Consider the following 14,700-nt stretch of genomic DNA (forward strand, 5'->3'; position numbering starts at 1 on the left):
TATACAAGAAAAAAGAATGTCAGTATGAGCCTATTACGTAAAATTCAAAGCCTGCCTTTGGTCACTAAATTTATCTTAAACCGTTATGCACCGTATCGTGGAGCGGGTATCGAAATTGATGAACTGGATTATGCCAATTATCATATTCGCGTGAAAATGCCACTAACTCGTAAAAACCAGAATATTGTCGGCGTACATTTTGGGGGTAGCCTGTATTCCATGGTCGATCCCTTCTAGATGCTGCTCCTGATGCATCATCTGGGACCAAAATATATTGTCTGGGATAAAGAAGCGACCATCCAGTTCCTCTCTCCAGGCCGCGGAACCGTGTATGCAGACATACGCATTGATGCTGAAGAAGTGAAAACTATTATGAATTTGGCGGCTGATCATGCTCCTGTCTATCGTAACTATCAGGTCGATATTTATGATGATTCAGCTGTGCGTATTGCAGAGGTAAAAAAGACCATATATATCCGTCGTAAAAAACCTAAGGCTCTCTTTAAAAATAAATAGAAATTGGATCAACACAATAAAAGCGCCTGTACAGGCGCTTTTATATATTAATACCAGATAGGGCTGTGATTAACGGCGTTGCTCAATCGCCGCGCCTGCACCACCGCCGATCGCACCACCGATTGCTGCACCAGCGTTACCACCAAAAATACTCTTACCAACGGCTGAGCCCACAGCACCGCCTACACCACTGTAGGTTGCATTGCGGTTAGAGCCGCCTTGAGTCTTACTTCCGACAGCGGCACCGGCACCACCGCCAATAGCAGAACCCCAGCCACCGCCGACACTATTACCCACACCACCACCGACTGCGCCACCGAGTGCTGCAGCACCTACACGTTGATCACGGGCAGACATATTTTCACAACCTGCTAACATAAAGGTTGAAACTGTCACCGCAGCCACTACGCCAATTAACTTTTTCATGATCCAGCTCCCTGTTCGATTCCTCTGTCTTATGAGTTAAGAGTAACTGGAATTTAAGGAGCGATTTATAACAAGATGTTAAATCTTGAAACTCCCCTACGCTATTTTGTAAATAGCACATGAAATTGGATCTTTTAATTTTATTCCGCAGTATCTACCATGAGCAAATCACGAGAGGTTGCACCATCTTCAGTCATCACGGTATGCGTTACCTTGGTTTTATCCGTACCAGTATGTTGCTGCAATTGTAGAGTACGTTTTACAGGTTCAGCCTGATCTTTTTTAAACTCGATACCTTCAGCATCAATAGTTCTGGTTTGCTGGAGGATTTCACCGTCCTGCTTCAATGTCGTATTGAATTCAATTTTAGAGGTAGGAACAATCACACCCCCCCTTTTGAATTACTAGAATTGACAGTTTTTTATCTGAGAACTGCCCCAGAGTGTCATCAAATACCACTTCTTTAGCAGCAATATCCTTGCCTTTATTGGTGATTTCCAGAATCGTGGCTTCAACATGACGTACAGGTTGCTGTCCTTCTACCCGACGCAGCACTTCAGTTTTTAATACAGGAACCACAGCTTTATCTTCAACCATAATAGTATTGGGCATAGGTGCTGCAAATGAAACAGTTGAGACTACGAATAATGTGGTAACCGCTAATTTTTTACTTATAGAACGCATTTTTCCCTCTCAATAAAAAATAAGTACCGAGCTTAACAAGCGGCACTTGTACTACAGATCATCGGTATGGATTAATAAGTAGCAATGATCAGTGCCTAAATAGATGTAAAGCTTGTTTTACTTTATTGAGTAACAGCTTCTGATGTTGCAACGTCATCTGTTTCTAATGGTGCCGCATCCAAAGGTTGAGCTTCTTCATTTGCAGCTGTTTGATCTACAACTTCAGTTTCATCCGCGGCTGTAGTGTCGCCAGGTGCTGTATTTTCTGCTTGATCTTTAGAACACGCTGTCAAACCGAGTGCTAGCAGTAGTACAACTGAGATTGCTAAATTTTTCATCTTACTGTTCCCATTTTAAGTTTATGTTTTCCTCAGAAATACTGGCATATTTTAGGGTTTGATTTCAAATCATTGTTTAAAAGTGCTGATTTGACAACATCCAGCCATAAAAAAAGCCACCCGAAGGTGGCTTTTTCTGATTTAAAGTGTCTGATTACAGACCGTTAAACTCATCATTAAATGCTTGGCTAAGCGCTTGGTCTACATCAGAGAAGTCATTATGCAGTTCAAATTCTGCAGCTTCTGCTTCTTGACGACGACGCTCCAAGTGGTAAGCCAGACCTGTACCCGCTGGGATCAGACGACCTACAACTACGTTTTCTTTCAGACCGCGTAGATCATCTTCTTTACCTGTTACAGCCGCTTCAGTTAACACACGAGTTGTTTCCTGGAACGATGCAGCAGAGATGAACGAGTCAGTAGAAAGTGACGCTTTGGTAATACCCATCAATTGACGTTCAAACTTCGCAGGGAACTTGTTCTGAGCAAGCAATGCTTGGTTCTCTTGAGCAACGCGGATGTAATCCACCTGTTCGCCTTTGATGAAGCTAGAATCACCACCATCAGTGATTTCAACTTTACGCAACATTTGACGTACGATCACTTCGATGTGCTTATCGTTGATTTTTACACCTTGCAGACGGTAAACGTCCTGAACTTCGTTCACGATGTAATTGGTCAACGCCACTTCACCTTTCAGACGTAAGATGTCATGCGGGTTCTGTGGACCATCAGAAATCGTTTCACCACGGTTCACATGTTCGCCTTCGAACACGTTAATGGTACGCCATTTCGGAATAAGCTCTTCGTAGATCTCTGAACCGTCATCCGGAGTAATTACCAGACGGTTCTTACCTTTGGTCTCTTTACCGAAGCTTACGATACCAGACACTTCTGCAAGGATCGCATGTTCTTTCGGCTTACGTGCTTCGAACAAGTCAGCTACACGCGGCAGACCACCGGTAATATCACGCGTACGTGAAGATTCTTGTGGTACACGACCAATTACATCACCCACACCAATTGTTTCGCCATCACGGACAGAAAGAATTGTGTTTTGTGGCAAGAAGTAGAACTGTTCGCCACCATCTACTGTGTCAAGCACAACAGCAGGACGTAAATCTTTACCAGAAGCAGGACGCGCTGTAACAGGCAAGATCTCAACAGTCGTCATACCAGTTGCATCATCAGTTTTCGATGTTGCAGTTACACCATCAGCAATCTGGCTGAAGCGAACTTTACCAGCTACTTCTGTTACCAGTGGATGTGTATGCGGATCCCAAGTCGCCACGATACCGCCCGCTTCTACAGCTTCGCCATCTTTCAGCAAGATAGACGCACCGTAAGGGATCTTATAACGTTCGCGCTCACGACCTAGATCATCTGCAATACCGATTTCACCTGAACGTGAAGTTGATACCAAGTGACCTTTCGCGTGTTGTACAGTTTTCACATTGTGGAAACGTACAGTACCTTTGTTACGAACTTGTACGCTGTTTGCAGCAGAAGTTCGGCTCGCAGCACCACCCACGTGGAACGTACGCATGGTTAACTGTGTACCTGGCTCACCAATTGATTGAGCAGCCATTACACCCACAGATTCACCAGGGTTCACTTGATGACCACGTGCCAAGTCACGACCGTAACATTTCGCACATACACCGAAAGTAGAGGCACAGTTTACAACTGAACGTACTTTGATTTCGTCAATACCCGCGTTTTCAATGAACGTAGCCAGTTTCTCGTCAATTAACGTGTTACGAGGAAGAAGAACTTCGTCTGTACCCACTTTCTTAACGTCTTCAGCAACGACACGACCCAGTACTCGAGTACCCAGGTTCTCGATCACGTCACCGCCTTGAATGAACGGCGTCATTACAAGACCATCATAAGTACCACAATCTGGTTCAGTGATGACCAAGTCTTGCGCAACGTCTACCAGACGACGAGTCAAGTAACCAGAGTTCGCAGTTTTCAGTGCTGTATCGGCCAAACCTTTACGCGCACCGTGTGTTGAAATGAAGTACTGAAGTACTGTCAGACCTTCACGGAAGTTTGCTTTAATAGGCGTTTCAATGATCGAGCCATCTGGCTTCGCCATCAGACCACGCATACCAGCCAACTGACGAATCTGAGCTGCGGAACCACGGGCACCGGAGTCAGACATCATGTAGATGCTGTTGAATGATTTTTGCTTCTCGTCTTCACCCTGTTTGTTCTTAACAGTCGTGTAAGACAAGTTGTCCATCATCGCTTTCGCTACCTGGTCGTTGGTACGTGCCCAGATATCGACAACTTTGTTATAACGTTCGCCGGCAGTTACGAAACCTTGTTCGAACTGTTGTTCGATTTCACGAACTTCAGCTTCCGCTTTACCAATAATTGCCTGTTTGTTTGGTGGAATCAGCATGTCTTCCATACCAACAGATACACCTGAACGCGTCGCTTGACGGAAGCCTAGGTACATCAACTGGTCAGCGAAGATAACAGTATCTTTCAGACCCAATTTACGGTAGCAAGAGTTGATTAACTTCGAGATGTTCTTTTTGGTCATCTCAACGTTAATTTGCTGGAAGTCCATCCCTTCAGGAACAACTTCCCAAAGCAGACAACGACCAGGGGTTGTATCAACAATGATGGTTTCTTGACGACGGTTGCCATCTTCATCAATCACAGTTTGGTGTACACGTGCTTTCACGCGAGCATGTAGATCAACCTGACCAGTTGCAAGTGCACGGTTTACTTCGTGAGTATCCGCGAAAACCATGCCTTCACCTTTGGCATTGATTGCATCACGTGTGATGTAATACAAGCCCAACACAACGTCCTGAGACGGTACGATGATTGGTTCACCGTTCGCTGGAGACAAGATATTGTTAGTTGACATCATTAACGCACGAGCTTCTAACTGAGCTTCAAGTGTTAATGGTACGTGTACCGCCATTTGGTCACCGTCGAAGTCGGCGTTAAATGCCGCACAAACTAACGGGTGAAGACGGATCGCTTTACCTTCAATCAGAATAGGTTCAAATGCTTGAAGACCTAGACGGTGAAGTGTTGGCGCACGGTTCAACATGACTGGATGCTGACGGATCACAGATGCAAGTACGTCCCAAACTTCTGGAGTTTCGCGCTCAACCATTTTCTTCGCAGCTTTAATGGTGGTTGCTTGACCAGATGCTTGTAGTTTCGCAAAAATAAACGGCTTGAATAACTCAAGTGCCATTTTCTTCGGAAGACCACATTGGTGAAGACGTAGGTTTGGACCTACAGTAATTACCGAACGACCCGAGTAGTCAACACGCTTACCAAGTAAGTTTTGACGGAAACGACCCTGTTTACCTTTGATCATGTCTGCCAAAGATTTAAGAGGACGCTTATTCGAACCGGTAATTGCACGACCACGACGACCGTTGTCTAACAATGCATCCACAGACTCTTGAAGCATACGTTTTTCGTTACGTACGATAATGTCTGGCGCTGCAAGGTCAAGAAGACGCTTCAAACGGTTGTTACGGTTGATCACACGACGGTAAAGGTCGTTCAAATCAGAAGTCGCGAAACGACCACCTTCAAGTGGCACAAGCGGGCGAAGATCTGGTGGAAGTACTGGAAGTACGTTCATTACCATCCATTCTGGCTTGTTATTCGATTCTTTGAACGCTTCCATAAGTTTCAAACGCTTAGACGCTTTTTTCAACTTAGTTTCAGAAGTTGTTACAGGAATCTCTTCACGCAGGCGAGAAATTTCGGCTTCAAGATCGATGTCTTTCAACAAGTCCTGAACTGCTTCCGCGCCCATTTTCGCTGTGAATTCGTCACCGTGTTCTTCTAAAGCATTGAAGTATTCTTCATCATTTAGAAGCTGGTATTTCTCGAACGGCGTCATACCAGGATCGGTTACAACGTAAGATTCGAAATACAATACGCGTTCGATATCACGTAGCGTCATGTCTAATAAAAGACCGATACGGCTAGGTAGTGATTTCAGGAACCAGATGTGTGCAACTGGAGAAGCAAGCTCAATGTGCCCCATACGTTCACGACGAACTTTCGCAGTTGTTACTTCAACGCCACATTTTTCACAAATGACGCCTTTGTATTTCATACGCTTGTATTTACCACACAAGCATTCATAATCTTTTACTGGACCAAAGATTTTGGCACAGAATAGACCATCACGTTCAGGCTTGAACGTACGGTAGTTGATGGTTTCAGGCTTTTTAACTTCACCATGAGACCACGACTTAATCATTTCTGGTGACGCAAGACCAATACGGATGCGATCAAACTCTACTGGAGCATGACCGTCTGAATCCGTCTTTTTGCGCATGATATCGAGCAAGTCTTTCAATTTTTTTCTCCGTGTGTTGTGGAGATTTTCACTCAACAACTGGGTCACAAATATTGTTTTTTAACTGAATTTTAATCCCCCTTAATCCCCCTTTTTCAAAGGGGGAAAAGTCCCTCTTTTACAAAGAGGGATTTAGGGAGATTTAATGGAGATTCTTAGTCACCATTTTTCAGTTCAATGTTGATACCTAAAGAACGGATCTCTTTGGTCAATACGTTGAACGATTCAGGCATACCTGGGTCCATGTAATGGTTACCATCTACAATATTCTTATAGATACGGGTACGACCTTCAACGTCATCCGATTTCACAGTAAGCATTTCCTGGAGTGTATATGCTGCACCGTATGCTTCAAGTGCCCATACTTCCATCTCACCGAAACGCTGACCACCGAATTGTGCTTTACCACCAAGCGGCTGTTGCGTTACTAGAGAGTAAGAACCAGTAGAACGCGCATGCATCTTGTCGTCAACCAAGTGGTTCAGTTTCAGCATGTACATGTAACCTACAGTTACCGGACGGTCGAAACGTTCACCAGTACGGCCATCATACAATACTGTTTGACCAGTACGTGAAATGCCACCAAGCTCTAACAATTCTTTGATTTGCGATTCTTCAGCACCGTCGAATACTGGAGTTGCCAAAGGAACACCTTTACGCAAGTTACCAGACAATGCCAAGATTTCATCATCAGTCAGGCTATCAAGATCTTCTTGCTCGCCACCAACTTTGTTGTAAATCTTGTCTAAGAATTCACGAAGCTCAAGTACCGTACGTTGCTCTTGAAGCATCTTGTCGATTTTGTCGCCAAGACCTTTGGCGGCCATACCCAAGTGAGTTTCAAGAATCTGACCCACGTTCATACGTGACGGTACGCCTAGCGGGTTAAGAACGATATCAACTGGTACACCGTTAGCATCGTGTGGCATGTCTTCTACCGGCAAGATGTTAGATACAACACCCTTGTTACCGTGACGACCCGCCATCTTATCACCAGGCTGGATACGACGTTTAACCGCTAGATAAACCTTAACAACTTTCAGTACGCCAGTTGTAAGTTCATCGCCTGTAGATAATTTGCGTTTCTTCTCAGCAAATTTCTCATCAATTTCAAGGCTCTTCTCTTTCAAGAAAACTTGAATTTGCGTTAAACGCTCAGCTATTGCTTCATCTACTGGTTGGATGTCTAACAGATCAACAAGCTCTAAACCAGACAGAACGTCTTCAGACAGTTTGTCACCGCGTTTAGTTGTGCCACCACCGTTAGATTCCTGACCTTTCAACAGACGAACAATACGTTCACGTGCTGCTTCTTCAAAGATTTTGTATTCTTCTTTCAAGTCTTTACGGTAAGCATCAAGCTGAGCTTTTTCAATTGCTTGCGCACGTTCATCTTTTTCAAGACCATCACGTGTAAACACTTGAACGTCAATCACGGTACCTTTAGTACCCGATGGAACACGTAAAGAAGAGTCTTTTACGTCAGCTGCTTTTTCACCGAAGATTGCACGTAGCAATTTTTCTTCCGGAGTAAGTTGTGTTTCACCTTTAGGCGTTACTTTACCTACCAGGATGTCACCAGCAGTCACTTCAGCACCGATATAAACGATACCAGACTCATCCAGTTTAGACAGAGCAGCTTCACCCACGTTCGGGATATCGGCAGTAATTTCTTCAGCACCCAGTTTGGTATCACGTGCAACACATGAAAGTTCCTGGATGTGGATAGACGTTAAACGGTCTTCCTGAAGTACACGCTCAGATAACAAGATCGAGTCTTCATAGTTGTAACCGTTCCAGGTCATGAATGCTACGCGCATGTTTTGACCCAGTGCCAGTTCACCGCCATCAGTCGATGGACCATCAGCAAGAACGTCACCGCGACCCACTTTATCGCCCATGTTCACAAGAACTTTCTGGTTAATACAAGTGTTCTGGTTAGAACGAGTGTATTTGATCAGGTTGTAGATATCTACACCTGCTTCGCCCGCCACCATTTCGTCTTCGTTGACACGAATCACGACACGAGAAGCGTCTACATATTCAATACGGCCACCACGTTTCGCGATCACACATACACCAGAGTCATGTGCTACGTTCGCTTCCATACCGGTACCCACCAGTGGCTTGTCAGCGATTAACGTAGGAACTGCCTGACGTTGCATGTTTGAACCCATCAATGCACGGTTCGCATCATCGTGTTCAAGGAACGGGATCAGTGATGCAGCGACAGACACGACCTGCTGAGCAGATACATCCATATGCGTCACTTTTTCTGGTGGAATACGTACGAATTCACCTTGGTGACGTACAGATACAAATTCTTCAGTCAGGTTGCCATCTTTATCGATTGCAGAGTCGGCCTGTGCGATAACAGTACCTACTTCTTCGATTGCAGACAGGTATTCAACTTCATCCGTTACACGACCATCAACAACTTTACGGTAAGGCGTTTCTAAGAAACCAAAGTTGTTACATTTTGCATATACAGAAAGCGAGTTGATCAAACCAATGTTTGGACCTTCAGGCGTTTCAATTGGACACACACGACCGTAGTGAGTTTGATGTACGTCACGTACTTCGAAGCCGGCACGTTCACGCGTCAAACCACCAGGCCCAAGCGCTGATACACGACGTTTGTGGGTGATTTCAGACAACGGGTTGTTTTGATCCATGAACTGAGACAACTGGCTTGAACCAAAGAATTCTTTGATGGCAGCAGCCACTGGCTTCGCATTGATTAAATCTTGCGGAGACAGGTTATCAGTTTCAGCCTGTGACAGACGTTCTTTAACCGCACGTTCTACACGAACCAGACCCACACGGAATTGGTTTTCAGTCATTTCACCAACTGAACGAACACGACGGTTACCCAAGTGATCAATATCATCGACTTCACCCTTACCGTTACGAATTTCAACTAATGTTTTCAATACATCAGTGATATCGTCGTTCGAGAGGATACCTTCAACTTCACGTGACTTCTGATCTGTACCCACTTCGTAAGGACGACCCAAACGACGGTTGAACTTCATACGGCCGACTGGCGACAAGTCATAACGTTCAGAAGAGAAGAACAGGTTGTTGAACAGGTTTTCAGCAGCTTCTTTTGTTGGTGGCTCGCCTGGACGCATTACTTTGTAGATTTCTACTAGTGCTTCTTCACGACCTGTCGTCGTATCGGCACGTAATGTATCCGCGATGAATGAACCACGGTCGATATCATTTGTGAACAGTAAGTTGAACTGCTTCACGCCGCCTTCTGCAATCTTCACCATGATTTCATGGCTTAATACAGTATTGGCCGCGATCACATCGCCATCTTTTAACTGGATGTCTTCAGCAGTGATACGTTCGTACAGGTATTCATCAGGCACTGCAAGTTTTTCAAGACCTGAAGCTTCCATTTGACGTACGTGACGTGCGTTAATACGTTTACCTTGCTCAACAATGATCTTGCCGTCTTTGTCAGCAATATCAAATTGTGCCATTTCACCACGCAGGCGTTCTGGAACAAGGTCAATCTGATAGCTACCCATATCCAGATATACAGGCACTTTCTCATAGAACATGTTCAGAATTTGTTCGTTATTATAACCCAATGCACGAAGTACCACAGTCGCAAGCAATTTACGACGACGGTCAATACGTACATAGACTAGGTCTTTGGCATCGAATTCAAAGTCTAACCATGAACCACGGTAAGGAATGATACGCGCAGAATAAAGGACTTTACCACTTGAGTGAGTTTTACCTTTATCGTGGTCAAAGAATACGCCTGGTGAACGGTGTAATTGAGATACGATTACACGCTCGGTACCGTTGATTACGAAAGTACCGTTATCCGTCATCAATGGCATTTCGCCCATATAGACTTCTTGTTCACGTACGTCTTTGATCGATTTCGTTTCACGATCTTTTAAGATCAAACGAATCTTCACACGCATTGGTGCTGCATAAGTTGAGCCACGAAGAATACATTCGCGTACATCAAACTCAGGCTTACCAAGACTATACTCAACAAATTCTAAAGCAGCATTGCCAGAATAACTTTCAATAGGAAAAACTGAACGAAATGCGGCTTGGAGACCGATATCTTCGCGGTTTTTTGGTGATTTGCCATCTTGTAAGAATGTTCTGTACGAGTCGACTTGAATCGAGAGCAAGTACGGAGCATCCATAACGCTAGGCAATTTACCAAAATTCTTACGGATCCGTTTCTTTTCGGTATATGAGTATGCCATCTGGAGTCCTCGGAAAGTGTAAACTAAGCCCGCCTGCAGAACGAGCTCAGAAGGAATTACGCTGGCCGATATGGCCACCACTCTTTACAAATGCTGCAATTTTTAGTGGTATTAAAACGCTTAACAATATTTTTTTACTGCAAAAATATTGGTAAGCATTTGATCAATTATGTTTGTTTTTTAAATTTGTATGAATTTCTATCATGCAAACAAAAATCGAGCCGATTATTGTAACGCAAAAAGGCTGATGACCCAAGAGCCATCAGCCAATTTTTGGAGCCGATTATAAAAAAACCGACTCCCTTAAGAAATTACTTAAGAGTAACTGTAGCACCAGCTTCTTCAAGTTTCTTCTTAAGCTCTTCGCCTTCTTCTTTAGAAACGCCTTCTTTAAGAACAGCAGGTGCGCCTTCAACCATATCTTTAGCTTCTTTCAAGCCAAGGCCAGTAGCTTCACGAACTGCTTTAATTACAGCAACTTTGTTCGCACCGAAAGAAGTCAACTCAACGTTGAATTCTGATTGTTCTTCAGCAGCAGCAGCAGCGCCTGGAGCAGCAGCAACAGCTACAGCAGCAGCAGATACGTTGAATTTCTCTTCGAAAGCAGAGATTAGTTCAACAAGTTCAAGAACAGTTTTTTCTGCAACTGCGTTTAGGATTTCTTCGTTAGTTAAAGCCATGAGAATAACTCCAAATGGAAATTGAATGGTGTGGAAATAAATTTAAGCTTAAGCAGCTTCTGACTCGTTTTTCTCTTTGAGCGCAGTAATAAGGCGACCCAATTTCGAAATAGGAGCTTGAAGAACGTTTGCAAGCATAGTAAGCGCTTTTTCTTGGTTCGGAAGATTCGCAATCACGCTAACTTCAGCACCTTGATAAACCTTGCCATCAAATGCAGCAGCTTTAAGTTCAAATGCTTTGTTAGTTTTTGCGAATTCTTCGAACAAGCGTGCAGCTGCACCCATGTCGTCTTCAGAAGTCGAGAAAGCTAAGATTGTTGGGCCAACAAGGTTGTCGTTCAAGATATTGAATTGAGTATCTTGAAGAGCACGTTTAGCCAAAGTGTTACGCACGATACGTGTGTGAACACCTAGTTTACGAGCTTCAACACGTAGAGCAGTTAATTGCTCAACTGTTAAACCTTGGTAGTCAGCAACAACAGCGGCAAATGCAGTAGAAGCAACTTCAGCAACTTCAGCTACGATCTGTTTTTTGCCTTCAATAAGAAGAGCCATTGTAAAACCTCCTAACGGTGATTTATGTACTTCAAAGAAGTACACTCCCAATTCGCAAGTCCATCACTGGACCTACACGCGGAGGATGAACAAATCACACCACCGCGTCTACGCAGGCTGGACTATTAAGAGAAGAGCATAAAACTCCCCTCGCCTGAGGTCTTTGACGCTGATAAATTCTCATTTATCAATTCAAAGTCTGCCTAAGTTCACAAGAGACGGAGCGTTTCTTGCGTGAAAATCAAAGCGGCGCTTTGATTTTCACTCAGGGCTTTAAAATTCTGTATAAGTTAAACTTATTTAGAAACGTTTTGAACATCAACGATCAGACCAGGACCCATAGTAGAGCTTAGAGTGATCTTTTGGATGTAAATACCTTTAGAAGTAGCAGGTTTTGCTTTCTTAAGGTCAGCTACAAGAGCTTCAACGTTTTGACGAACAGCTTCAGCAGAGAAACCTACTTGACCGATCGCAGCGTGGATGATACCCGCTTTGTCTACACGGTAACGTGCTTGACCAGCTTTTGCATTTTTAACTGCAGTAGCAACGTCAGGAGTTACAGTACCCACTTTAGGGTTTGGCATTAAGCCACGTGGACCAAGAATCGTACCAAGTTTACCTACAACGCGCATTGCATCTGGAGCAGCAATGACTACGTCGAAATCAAGGTTACCCGCTTGGATGCTTTCAGCAAGATCGTCGAAACCAACAACGTCTGCGCCTTCAGCTTTAGCAGCTTCTGCAGCAGCGCCTTGAGCGAATACAGCTACACGTACAGTTTTACCAGTACCTGCAGGAAGAGTAGTCGCGCCACGAACAACCTGATCAGATTTACGAGGGTCAACACCTAGATTAACAGCGATATCCAAAGATTCTTTGAATTTCGCAGCTGGAAGGTTAGTAAGAACTTCTACAGCTTCTTCTAAAGTGTAAACTTTTTGCGCTTCAATAGCAGCAGCAATGGCTTTTTGACGTTTAGTTAACTTTGCCATGTCTTATAGCTCCACTTCCAAGCCCATAGAACGTGCAGAACCAGCAATGGTACGAACACGTGCGTCTAAATCAGCACCAGTAAGATCTGGTTCTTTAGTAGTCGCAATTTCTTCTAACTGAGCACGAGTCAACTTACCAACTTTAGTTTTGTTAGGTACAGCCGAACCTTTTTGGATACCAGCAGCTTTCTTAAGAAGAATCGCAGCAGGTGGAGTTTTCATGATGAAAGTGAACGACTTGTCGTTGTACACAGTGATCACGACTGGGATTGGCAGACCAGCTTCAAGCTTTTGAGTAGCAGCGTTGAATTCTTTACAGAACGCCATGATGTTAACACCACGTTGACCCAGTGCAGGACCAATCGGTGGAGATGGATTCGCTTTACCAGCTGGAACTTGCAGCTTGATATAGCCGTCAATCTTCTTAGCCATTTCAAATTACCTCTGGGTGCAAACGCCGCTAGGCTCCCCAATGATTCTACGTAACGATAACCGTTACAACAACAATGCCCGATCCTTTAATAAATCGGGCGTTTTCAACCAATACCGATTAGATTGTTTTTTCGACTTGGCGAAATTCCAATTCAACCTGAGTTGGTCGGTTAAATACGTTGATTGTCAGCGTTAAGCGTGACTTTTCGTACTGAACCTCTTCCACCACACCTTTAAAGTCTGTGAATGGACCGTCAATTACGAGTAATTCTTCGCCTGGTTCAAACATCGTCTTAGGACGAGGTGCTTCACCAGTATTACGTACACGCGCAAGAATCGCATCAGCTTCTTTTTGCGTAATTGGTGCCGGCTTTTCTGCCGTACCACCAATAAAACCTAATACTTTTGGACATTCTTTAACAATGTGCCAGGTTTCATCGTTCATTTCCATTTCGACTAATACATAGCCTGGGAAGAACTTACGCTCTGATTTACGTTTCTTGCCATCCTTCATTTCCACTACTTCCTCAGTAGGGACTAGGACTTCACCAAAGCTATCGGCAACAGCGCTACGCTGGATTCGATCATTAAGCGAACGCATCACTTGTTTTTCATAACCAGAATAGGCATGAATAATGTACCAACGTTTCATAGCTCTCTTACCCGATAATAAACTTCATTAACCAGCCTAATAGGTAGTCAAAACACCATAAAACAACGGCTGCAATGACAACAACAACAAGAACATGCCATGAGGTGGTCACTGTCTCTTGCTTGGTAGGCCAGGTCACTCGACGGAGCTCAATTCGTGCGTCTTTCAGCAGTCGAACAAAGCCTTTGCCTTGATGGGTGGCGTATAATAAACCTAAAGCGCCCACGATACAAGCCAAAATCACCCCAACACGAACCCAAATATCATTCGCTGGTGCCCAGTACGCTGGCAAATATTGATTTACCATCATTGCACCCACCAATAAAATCAAGGCGATAACCCATAGAACAATGTCCAATGGAGAACCAGTTTTTACATCTACAGCAGGATTATTTCTTTGGGGAATTGCCGCGCCGCTCATTGCGTCACGTGATTTATCATTCGACATTTTTGTACTCGTCGTAGGTTTCGCGACTTATTATATGACCAGATTTGCCGACATCAAGCGTCTTTTAAGAAAAAATGATGGCAGGTCAGGAGGGACTCGAACCCCCAACATTCGGTTTTGGAGACCGACGCTCTACCAATTGAACTACTGACCTTCAAAAAGACAGACTGGAGCCGGGGCTCCAGTCAATATCTTATACTATATTATGCAGTAACGCGAGATACTACACCAGCACCCACTGTACGACCACCTTCACGGATCGCGAAGCGTAAGCCTGCGTCCATTGCGATTGGGTGGATCAGCTCTACTGACATCTCAACGTTGTCACCAGGCATAACCATTTCAACGCCTTCTTTAAGCGCGATCGCACCAGTTACGT

At 44.3% G+C, this 14,700-nt stretch carries 12 protein-coding genes, 1 tRNA gene and 2 pseudogenes; 1 reads left to right on the forward strand and 14 read right to left on the reverse strand.

Translation table 11 applies throughout. The annotated features are described in order from the left end of the window. Positions 1-24: 24 nt before the first annotated feature. Positions 25-516, forward strand: a pseudogene (locus tag ACS72_RS03230) (DUF4442 domain-containing protein). 69 nt (positions 517-585) lie between these two features. Here ACS72_RS03230 and ACS72_RS03235 read toward each other — a convergent pair. From ACS72_RS03235 to tuf, 14 genes and pseudogenes are all read right to left on the reverse strand, one after another. Beyond that, on the reverse strand, positions 586-942 hold the full coding sequence (locus tag ACS72_RS03235; protein ID WP_004813553.1) for a hypothetical protein: 357 nt from the start codon (positions 940-942) through the stop codon (positions 586-588). A 140-nt stretch (positions 943-1,082) separates the two neighbouring features. Beyond that, the gene (locus ACS72_RS18615) at positions 1,083-1,328 is read right to left on the reverse strand and encodes a hypothetical protein (RefSeq protein WP_228156223.1); all 246 of its coding nucleotides are present in this window, start codon (positions 1,326-1,328) and stop codon (positions 1,083-1,085) included. Then, entirely contained in the window at positions 1,309-1,554 is a 246-nt protein-coding gene (locus ACS72_RS18620) for a hypothetical protein (RefSeq protein WP_228156222.1), read from the reverse strand. Before ACS72_RS18620 ends, ACS72_RS18615 begins: the two co-directional genes overlap by 20 nt. Before the next feature lie 194 nt (positions 1,555-1,748). Then, positions 1,749-1,964 carry a hypothetical protein gene (locus ACS72_RS03245; RefSeq protein WP_004813556.1) on the reverse strand — a complete coding sequence of 72 codons (216 nt, stop codon included), beginning with the start codon at positions 1,962-1,964 and terminating at the stop codon, positions 1,749-1,751. A 154-nt stretch (positions 1,965-2,118) separates the two neighbouring features. After that, positions 2,119-6,318: a DNA-directed RNA polymerase subunit beta' gene (gene rpoC / locus ACS72_RS03250; protein WP_004813557.1), complete on the reverse strand. Its 4,200-nt coding sequence runs from the start codon at positions 6,316-6,318 to the stop codon at positions 2,119-2,121. A gap of 155 nt (positions 6,319-6,473) precedes the next feature. Beyond that, positions 6,474-10,562 (reverse strand): DNA-directed RNA polymerase subunit beta, encoded by a 4,089-nt coding sequence (gene rpoB / locus ACS72_RS03255; protein ID WP_005220712.1) that lies wholly within the window; start codon positions 10,560-10,562, stop codon positions 6,474-6,476. 311 nt (positions 10,563-10,873) lie between these two features. Continuing rightward, the gene (gene rplL, locus ACS72_RS03260) at positions 10,874-11,242 is read right to left on the reverse strand and encodes a 50S ribosomal protein L7/L12 (protein WP_004813560.1); all 369 of its coding nucleotides are present in this window, start codon (positions 11,240-11,242) and stop codon (positions 10,874-10,876) included. A gap of 48 nt (positions 11,243-11,290) precedes the next feature. Further along, positions 11,291-11,797, reverse strand: coding sequence for a 50S ribosomal protein L10 (gene rplJ / locus ACS72_RS03265; protein WP_004813562.1), 507 nt, complete (start codon positions 11,795-11,797; stop codon positions 11,291-11,293). A gap of 296 nt (positions 11,798-12,093) precedes the next feature. Next, positions 12,094-12,789, reverse strand: a complete 696-nt coding sequence (gene rplA, locus ACS72_RS03270; protein ID WP_004813564.1) for a 50S ribosomal protein L1 — start codon at positions 12,787-12,789, stop codon at positions 12,094-12,096. Between the two features lie 3 nt (positions 12,790-12,792). Further along, positions 12,793-13,221 (reverse strand): 50S ribosomal protein L11, encoded by a 429-nt coding sequence (gene rplK, locus ACS72_RS03275; protein WP_004813566.1) that lies wholly within the window; start codon positions 13,219-13,221, stop codon positions 12,793-12,795. A 118-nt stretch (positions 13,222-13,339) separates the two neighbouring features. Continuing rightward, positions 13,340-13,873: a transcription termination/antitermination protein NusG gene (gene nusG, locus ACS72_RS03280; protein WP_004813568.1), complete on the reverse strand. Its 534-nt coding sequence runs from the start codon at positions 13,871-13,873 to the stop codon at positions 13,340-13,342. Between the two features lie 7 nt (positions 13,874-13,880). Further along, on the reverse strand, positions 13,881-14,321 hold the full coding sequence (gene secE / locus ACS72_RS03285; RefSeq protein WP_048881209.1) for a preprotein translocase subunit SecE: 441 nt from the start codon (positions 14,319-14,321) through the stop codon (positions 13,881-13,883). Positions 14,322-14,399: 78 nt separating this feature from the next. Next, positions 14,400-14,475, reverse strand: a tRNA-Trp gene (locus ACS72_RS03290). A gap of 49 nt (positions 14,476-14,524) precedes the next feature. Next, positions 14,525-14,700, reverse strand: a pseudogene (gene tuf, locus ACS72_RS17265) (elongation factor Tu); the annotation flags it as partial.

Source organism: Acinetobacter sp. VT 511 (genome assembly GCF_001077515.1).
GTDB classification, from domain to species: Bacteria; Pseudomonadota; Gammaproteobacteria; order Pseudomonadales; family Moraxellaceae; genus Acinetobacter; species Acinetobacter schindleri.

Excerpts from the sequence above, each read along its gene's own strand:
- ACS72_RS03235 (WP_004813553.1), bottom strand. The coding sequence starts at position 942 with ATGAAAAAGTTAATTGGCGTAGTGGCTGCGGTGACAGTTTCAACCTTT.
- ACS72_RS18620 (WP_228156222.1), bottom strand. The coding sequence starts at position 1,554 with ATGCCCAATACTATTATGGTTGAAGATAAAGCTGTGGTTCCTGTATTA.
- ACS72_RS03245 (WP_004813556.1), bottom strand. The coding sequence starts at position 1,964 with ATGAAAAATTTAGCAATCTCAGTTGTACTACTGCTAGCACTCGGTTTG.
- rpoB (WP_005220712.1), bottom strand. The coding sequence starts at position 10,562 with ATGGCATACTCATATACCGAAAAGAAACGGATCCGTAAGAATTTTGGT.
- rplL (WP_004813560.1), bottom strand. The coding sequence starts at position 11,242 with ATGGCTTTAACTAACGAAGAAATCCTAAACGCAGTTGCAGAAAAAACT.
- rplJ (WP_004813562.1), bottom strand. The coding sequence starts at position 11,797 with ATGGCTCTTCTTATTGAAGGCAAAAAACAGATCGTAGCTGAAGTTGCT.
- rplA (WP_004813564.1), bottom strand. The coding sequence starts at position 12,789 with ATGGCAAAGTTAACTAAACGTCAAAAAGCCATTGCTGCTGCTATTGAA.
- rplK (WP_004813566.1), bottom strand. The coding sequence starts at position 13,221 with ATGGCTAAGAAGATTGACGGCTATATCAAGCTGCAAGTTCCAGCTGGT.
- nusG (WP_004813568.1), bottom strand. The coding sequence starts at position 13,873 with ATGAAACGTTGGTACATTATTCATGCCTATTCTGGTTATGAAAAACAA.
- secE (WP_048881209.1), bottom strand. The coding sequence starts at position 14,321 with ATGTCGAATGATAAATCACGTGACGCAATGAGCGGCGCGGCAATTCCC.